This window comes from Natronococcus jeotgali DSM 18795 (genome assembly GCF_000337695.1).
In the GTDB taxonomy this organism is placed as follows: domain Archaea; phylum Halobacteriota; class Halobacteria; order Halobacteriales; family Natrialbaceae; genus Natronococcus; species Natronococcus jeotgali.
The window spans coordinates 113,989-119,988 of the sequence record NZ_AOIA01000151.1; the positions used below are offsets into that span (position 1 = coordinate 113,989).

Below are 6,000 nucleotides of genomic sequence, written 5' to 3' on the forward strand. Positions count from 1 at the left end.
TACGGGGAGACCGTCGCGACTGATAATCCTGACCATTCCGCAGGTAGCGTGTCGAAAGGGGGCGGTCTCGCGATCGGACGCCTACCGTCGGAGAATCAGCTTCAACACATCCTCGTCCTCGAGGACGTGATCGGTGCCGACCTGCTGTTCGTCGTGGGTCGCGCTGGGGCCGCTGACGCGGGCGAACCGGAACCGCTCTTCCATCTCCCCGCCGAGCTTTCCGATGGCCTCGCCGACGGTCGATCCCGCCTCGATCACCAGCGGCTCCTCCCAGTCGATGCCGCGGCCGGGTTTGTCCATGTAAACCCGGATCAGCCCGAGGTTCTCCCAGATGCGGTCCTTGAGTGCCTCGAGTCCCCGCTCGGCCTCGGCGCTGATGAACGTTACCTCCCCCTCGGGGTCGAGCCCCCGCTCGCGGAGCAGTTCGTCGACCTGCTGCTTGTAGTCGGGCTCGATCAGGTCGACCTTGTTGACGCAGGTGATCGAGGGGATGTACTCGCGGTTGTCCATCAGCCCGTCGATCAGTCGATCGATGTCGACGTTCTCCTGGAGGTTCAGGTCGGCGTTGACGTAGCCCTGGTCGCGCAGGACGTCAGAGATCGTCTCCTCGTTGAGATCCTGATCGGTGCTCGAGGTGATCTTGATGCCGTCTTTGATCTTCGGGCGGACCGTCACCCGCGGGGGCTCCTCGTCGACGCGGATGTTGATGTCGTACAGCTCCTCCTGGAGGCGGTCGTACTGCTCGATCTCGAACACCGAGAGGACGAAGACGATCAGGTCGGCGTTGCGAACGACGGCCAACACCTGCTGGCCGTCGCCCCGGCCCGACGCCGCGCCCTCGATCAACCCGGGAACGTCCAGCAGCTGGATGTTGGCGCCGCGGTGCTCGAGCATCCCGGGATTGACGTCCAGCGTCGTGAACTCGTAGGACCCGGTCTCGCTCTCGGCGTTGGTCAGCGAGTTCAGCAGCGACGACTTGCCGACGCTGGGGAAGCCGACCAGCGCCACGGTCGCGTCGCCGTGTTTCTGGACGGAGTAACCGCCGCCCCCGCCCGAGCCCGACTGCTGTTTCTCGAGCTTCTCTTTTTTCTCGGCGAGCTTGGACTTCAGCCGACCGATGTGGGCTTCCGTCGACTTGTTGTAGGGCGTGTTGGCGATTTCCTCCTCGATCTCGTCGATCTCGTCCTCGAGCCCCATTTATCTGTACTCAGCCGGCCGCGTCGAAAAACCCTTTCGACCCCCCACGACGGCGTACCGACTTACGGATCACGGAAGCGTAAGTTACCCACGACTACAGTCGTGGGCTTCCTCCTCGAATCATGTGATCGCTACTGTGTTGACCGGACTGGTCGGACTGCTGAGGAGAAGGATATCGATCACTTGCCGCAACGAACCGCTCTCGACGGAAGCACCGAGCAGAAGAAAAACGAAAACCCCCGTAGGGAGTTAGGTATCGCTCTCGGGTTACGCAGTACGTCTAGTACTTCTTACTGCGCTTCTTTTTCTTCGGCCCGTTACCGCGCTTACCGCTCTTTTTCGAGTAGTGGCCGCGAGCTTTTCCTGGCGGCTTTTTCTTCGGCCCGTTACCGCGCTTACCACTCTTTTTCGAGTAGTGGCCGTTAGGCTTTTTCCGGTTACGGTCGCCACCTTTATCGCCCGCTGCAGCGGTTCCTGTGAATCCGATCGCGGCGAGTCCGATCGCTCCTGCGGTTCGAAGAACGCCGCGGCGGTCGCTACGTGCTTTGTCGTTAGTCATCTGTTTGCTCCGGGTGGCCCGTCCACCCATCAGCGTCCACGATCGGAGTTCGCATTAACGGCTTCAATCGTTCCAACTGTTACACGAACCCAATTTCGCACACTGATAGCTTTCACGGCGAGCGATAATTTCGACGGAAGCGTTCGTATCGTGATACACTTTTTTCTCCGAGACAGTAGTAGATTCCGTCTCGCCCGAAAGTGGCGAGAGCAGGGACAAGGAGGGCTGAGAACCGTTCGAAGCGAGTATTAATCGAGCACAGCGTTCCGACTTTGCACTCGAACGACCCGACGCCTCCGTTTCCCGCGTTAGCCGAGAGATGTAGCGCCGAAACGGCCAAACCTCGGCGCTATACCGGTCGAAGAGCTCGAATCTGCTCTCGAAATAAACCGAACTTTCGGAGCGTCTTTCACCGGCTCAATAGATATTTTTCATCGTTTTAGTCACGCTTCTCGATGCCTAAATATGGTCGGCGGGCGAGATGCGCTCGTCCCGAGAAGTCCGAAGCGAGACGAGACAGCGCGGCAACGGGTAACCGGGTAGCGGATCGTCATCGATACGGGTAGTAGAACCTTTTCCGCTTCGTTTCACATTTCGCCCGTCCGTACCATCGTTTTACGTGTCTCACGGAGGAGCTGTCAATCGCAGATGCCGTGCGACGATACAAGCGACGAAACCGTTCCTCGAAACGACGAGCCGACGTTCCAGTCGCTGTTAGCTGCAGTTAGGTGCCAGTTGCACTAGAGAAGTCGTTTCGTGGTGCCATCTCCGAACTCGAGCGAGAGCCGATCGCCTCCGAGCCGGATACGGGTCAGTGAGCCCGAGGTGTGCCCGCCCGTTCTCCTGCCGCGGAAAGAACGGAGCGACTCCGCGTACTACTGGATCGTCCCACTGGTAGTCCTACGATCGACGATGAGAATTCGACACGCATAAACGACATCCGTGCGGTAGAGGAACCAGACGAATGCCCGAACCGTCGCAGCTGCGCGACAGCACCCAGATCGTGCTCCCCCGCGAGACCCTCGAGTCCATCGAGCCGCAGCTCGACGAGGAGTTTACCGTCACCGTCGTTCCGGAGGACGACGACCGCTATCGGATCGTCGGCAGCCCCGTCGAGATCAAGGAGGTCGGCGAGTTCCTCGCTCGCCGCGGGATCGCCGTCCAGTAGGCGCCGCGTCGGGCCGTCGACGCGGCTACCGCTCGAGATGGGTCGGCGCGTCGAACCCGCCCCGAACCAGCGGTTTCGCAACGTGACGGCGCGCGCAGGGCGGCACTTCGTACCACCCTCGTTCGAGGTCGCGCTCGAGCGGGACCGTCTCCTTCTCGGCCGCGCTCGTCTTGCAGTCCCGACAGCGGTAGCCCTGGTCGCGTCCCGCGCTCTCCATTCGTCGCCCGCAGTCGGGACAGGTCGGCGTCACCCGCTCGCGGTCGACGAGCTCTCGGACGGCGAACTTCTCGAGTTTGAGCGTTCCCCGCGAGACCTCCCCGCAGACAGTGAGTCGGTCGCCGACCCGCAGCGCCCGGACGCGGTCGCGGAACCGTTTGGTCGGCTCGAAGGCCGCACACTCGAGCGTCGGCGACTCGCCGTTCCCGTCGGTATCGTCCACTGACTCGACAGTCACGAACACGTGACCGCCCCGCCTGGTCTCGGGCTCGCTCGCGACCCGTCCGTCGAGACGGTAGGCGCGACCGTCCCGAACCGACTCAAGCGATCCCTCCCGAAGGTGGACGTCCGTTCCCTGGTTAGTGACGAACAGCCGGCTCGAGGCGACGGGTTCGCTCTCGATTCCCTCGGCGACCCGTCGAATCGGGTCCGGGTCGTCGCCCCGGATCCCATACAGGATCGGACCGGGAGTGTGGGGAACGCAGACCGTTTCGTCCTCCTCGCGGTCGACGGTGTCCCAGACCGCGGGGTAGCCCCGGTCGGCCGCGGCGAAGACGCTGTCGGCGTCGACCTCGCGGGGGGTTCCCCACCGTTCGGGGTCGCGATAGGAGATGTGTTCGTAGGTCCAGTCCTCGAGTTCGCGCCAGGCGCCGACCGCGGCCAGGGCGCCGATGCGGCCGCGGCCGTTGCCCGCGTGCCACGAGCGGTAGTCGTGGCGGTCGATCAGGGCCGTCGCGTCGGCCCGCTCGAGATGTGTTCCGATCGCGCGTCGAGCGAAGCGGCTCACGTCTCCCGGCGCCTCGTCGGGATCGTGGTCGGCGACGACCAGCCCGGGATGGGTCCGCTCGTCGGCCGTTTCCGCGAGGGCCTCGAGGCGGTCACGGGCGATCGCGAAGGCCGATTCGGGCTCGCAGTCGGTGTGGATCGCCAGCGCGGCGTTGCCTCGAGTCTTGTACTCGACGGCGGGGTTGAGCCGGACCAGTACCAGCCGCGACACCGACGCCCCGGTCCGCTCGAGGCGGTCTGCAATCGTCCCGGCGACGTAGGTCGTACACATCCCTCGCTCCCGCGAATCGGTATCGTCGAGCCCGACGACGGTCATCGGTCGACGGTATCGGATCGGGGGATAACTACCTTCGGATCCCCGCCGCCGGGCCGCCTCTTGGTATAAAAGCGTACCTCCCGATCGATCGGCGAATCGCCACCCTGCACCCGGGGATCGGTGGGACAACACTCATATAGATGGACTCGCTTACAATCCCCTATGTCCCGTTCGGCACTGGTCGGCAACGTCACCGCGATGTTAGAGGACGCGGGATTCGTGGTTAGCGACCGGTGTGCGATCCGCCCGAAGAGCTTCGACGTCGCGGCGCGTCGCGGCGACAACCTGTTGCTCGTCAAGATCCTGGGCAACATCGACGCCTTCAACGAGGAGACCGGTCACGAGATGCGGCGCCTGGGCACCTACCTGCAGGCGACGCCGCTGGTGATCGGACTGCGCAGCCGAGACGAGGATCTGAAACCCGACGTCACCTACTTCCGCCACGGCGTCCCCGTTCTCAGCCCCGACACGGCGTACAACCTCTTCATCGAGGACGTCACCCCGCTGATCTACGCCGCCCCCGGCGGGCTGTACGTCAACATCGACGGCGACCTGCTGGCCGACGAACGCGAGGACCGCGAACTGAGCCTCGGACAGCTCGCCAGCCAGCTCGGCGTCTCCCGGCGGACGGTCTCGAAGTACGAGGACGGGATGAACGCCTCCGTCGAGATCGCGATGGCCCTAGAGGACCTGTTCGACGCCTCCCTGACCAGCCCCGTGGACGTCCTCGAGGGCGCCGACGAGGTCCACGAGAGCGAGTCGACCCCGGAGGAGCCCGACGCCGACCCGACCGACGAGCGTGTCGTCGCCGTCTTCACCCGGGCCGGCTACCGGGTCCACCCGACCGTTCGCTCTCCGTTCAAGGCGGTCAGCGAGGACGAAGACGACAGCGGCGTCGTGCTGACGGGTCACTCGGAGTTCACCGAGGCCGCCGAGAAACGGGCTCGAATCATGAGCTCGATCGGCCAGGTGACCCGGTCCCAGTCGGTGTACGTCGTCGACCGTGCCAAACGCGACGCCGTCGACGGCACCGCCCTCGTCGAGCGCGACGAACTCGAGGAGCTGCGCGATGCGGACCACCTCCGCGCGGTGATTCGTGAACGAGCCGAACGCGAGGAAGCGGCCTGAGCGGACCGTCCCGCCCTCGAGTCCGAAACGGCGTCGCGGCGTCCTCGCCCGTCGATGAGTCGGTCGGAACCAACGAACCAGCTCCTGTAGCGATGAAATTATCGCCAATAATTAAATACGCCGATCGCATCGACAGACGAGTAAATGAGTGGTAGCCGTCCGGGCGGGCGAGACGCCGTTAGCGTCGAAATCGTCAAACGGGTTGCGGAACGTACCGATCGGGAACCGGAGAACCTCCCCTCGCTCCACCGCGCCATCGATTCGGAAGCGCTCGACTCGCTGTTCGAACCCCCCCAGGTGGATCGCCAGCGGCGAGGCGGCGTCGAGTTTTCCTACGCCGGCTACTACGTCACCGTCCCGTTCGACGAAACCCGAGAGATCACGGTTTCCGAGGGTCCGACGGCGTGATCGAGGGCCGTGGCCACGCCACGCTGCGACGGGTCGGATCGCCCCCGTTTGCGTTTTCGGAAACGCAAACGGAATCGGAAACGCAAACGACCGCTCTCGAGGGAGCGGTCCGAGAAACGACCCGGATCGAACGCGACGGCCTACTCGCGGTCGAACGACGCCTCGACCCGTCGACGGTCGGGATCGTAATCGAGGACGCCGCGATCCGCTAACCGCGGGAGG

At 64.0% G+C, this 6,000-nt stretch carries 7 protein-coding genes; 4 read left to right on the forward strand and 3 right to left on the reverse strand.

Going from position 1 to position 6,000, the window contains the following annotated elements; translation table 11 throughout:
* Nucleotides 1-81: 81 nt before the first annotated feature.
* Both C492_RS17905 and C492_RS23905 read right to left on the reverse strand, forming a co-directional pair.
* A complete protein-coding gene (locus tag C492_RS17905; RefSeq protein WP_008426211.1) occupies nucleotides 82-1,197 on the reverse strand; it encodes an OBG GTPase family GTP-binding protein in 1,116 nt (371 codons plus the stop codon).
* A gap of 280 nt (nucleotides 1,198-1,477) precedes the next feature.
* The gene (locus tag C492_RS23905; protein ID WP_152424946.1) at nucleotides 1,478-1,756 is read right to left on the reverse strand and encodes a hypothetical protein; all 279 of its coding nucleotides are present in this window, start codon (nucleotides 1,754-1,756) and stop codon (nucleotides 1,478-1,480) included.
* A 964-nt stretch (nucleotides 1,757-2,720) separates the two neighbouring features.
* Here C492_RS23905 and C492_RS17910 point away from each other — a divergent pair.
* Nucleotides 2,721-2,924, forward strand: coding sequence for a VNG_1110C family protein (locus tag C492_RS17910; RefSeq protein ID WP_008426212.1), 204 nt, complete (start codon nucleotides 2,721-2,723; stop codon nucleotides 2,922-2,924).
* 25 nt (nucleotides 2,925-2,949) lie between these two features.
* Here C492_RS17910 and C492_RS17915 read toward each other — a convergent pair whose 3' ends face one another.
* The gene (locus tag C492_RS17915) at nucleotides 2,950-4,242 is read right to left on the reverse strand and encodes a tRNA(Ile)(2)-agmatinylcytidine synthase (protein WP_008426215.1); all 1,293 of its coding nucleotides are present in this window, start codon (nucleotides 4,240-4,242) and stop codon (nucleotides 2,950-2,952) included.
* 162 nt (nucleotides 4,243-4,404) lie between these two features.
* Here C492_RS17915 and C492_RS17920 point away from each other — a divergent pair, with 162 nt between their 5' ends.
* The 3 genes from C492_RS17920 (at nucleotide 4,405) to C492_RS17930 (ending at nucleotide 5,990) form a co-directional block, all read left to right on the forward strand.
* On the forward strand, nucleotides 4,405-5,370 hold the full coding sequence (locus tag C492_RS17920; RefSeq protein ID WP_008426216.1) for a transcriptional regulator: 966 nt from the start codon (nucleotides 4,405-4,407) through the stop codon (nucleotides 5,368-5,370).
* Nucleotides 5,371-5,514: 144 nt separating this feature from the next.
* Entirely contained in the window at nucleotides 5,515-5,778 is a 264-nt protein-coding gene (locus C492_RS17925; RefSeq protein ID WP_008426217.1) for a HalOD1 output domain-containing protein, read from the forward strand.
* The gene (locus tag C492_RS17930) at nucleotides 5,775-5,990 is read left to right on the forward strand and encodes a hypothetical protein (RefSeq protein WP_008426218.1); all 216 of its coding nucleotides are present in this window, start codon (nucleotides 5,775-5,777) and stop codon (nucleotides 5,988-5,990) included. Before C492_RS17925 ends, C492_RS17930 begins: the two co-directional genes overlap by 4 nt.
* Nucleotides 5,991-6,000: the final 10 nt, after the last annotated feature.

What these genes read in the sequence shown, in the direction of transcription:
- C492_RS17905 (WP_008426211.1), bottom strand. Translation starts at nt 1,197, where the DNA reads ATGGGGCTCGAGGACGAGATCGACGAGATCGAGGAGGAAATCGCCAAC.
- C492_RS17920 (WP_008426216.1), top strand. Translation starts at nt 4,405, where the DNA reads ATGTCCCGTTCGGCACTGGTCGGCAACGTCACCGCGATGTTAGAGGAC.
- C492_RS17915 (WP_008426215.1), bottom strand. Translation starts at nt 4,242, where the DNA reads ATGACCGTCGTCGGGCTCGACGATACCGATTCGCGGGAGCGAGGGATG.
- C492_RS17925 (WP_008426217.1), top strand. Translation starts at nt 5,515, where the DNA reads ATGAGTGGTAGCCGTCCGGGCGGGCGAGACGCCGTTAGCGTCGAAATC.
- C492_RS17910 (WP_008426212.1), top strand. Translation starts at nt 2,721, where the DNA reads ATGCCCGAACCGTCGCAGCTGCGCGACAGCACCCAGATCGTGCTCCCC.
- C492_RS23905 (WP_152424946.1), bottom strand. Translation starts at nt 1,756, where the DNA reads ATGACTAACGACAAAGCACGTAGCGACCGCCGCGGCGTTCTTCGAACC.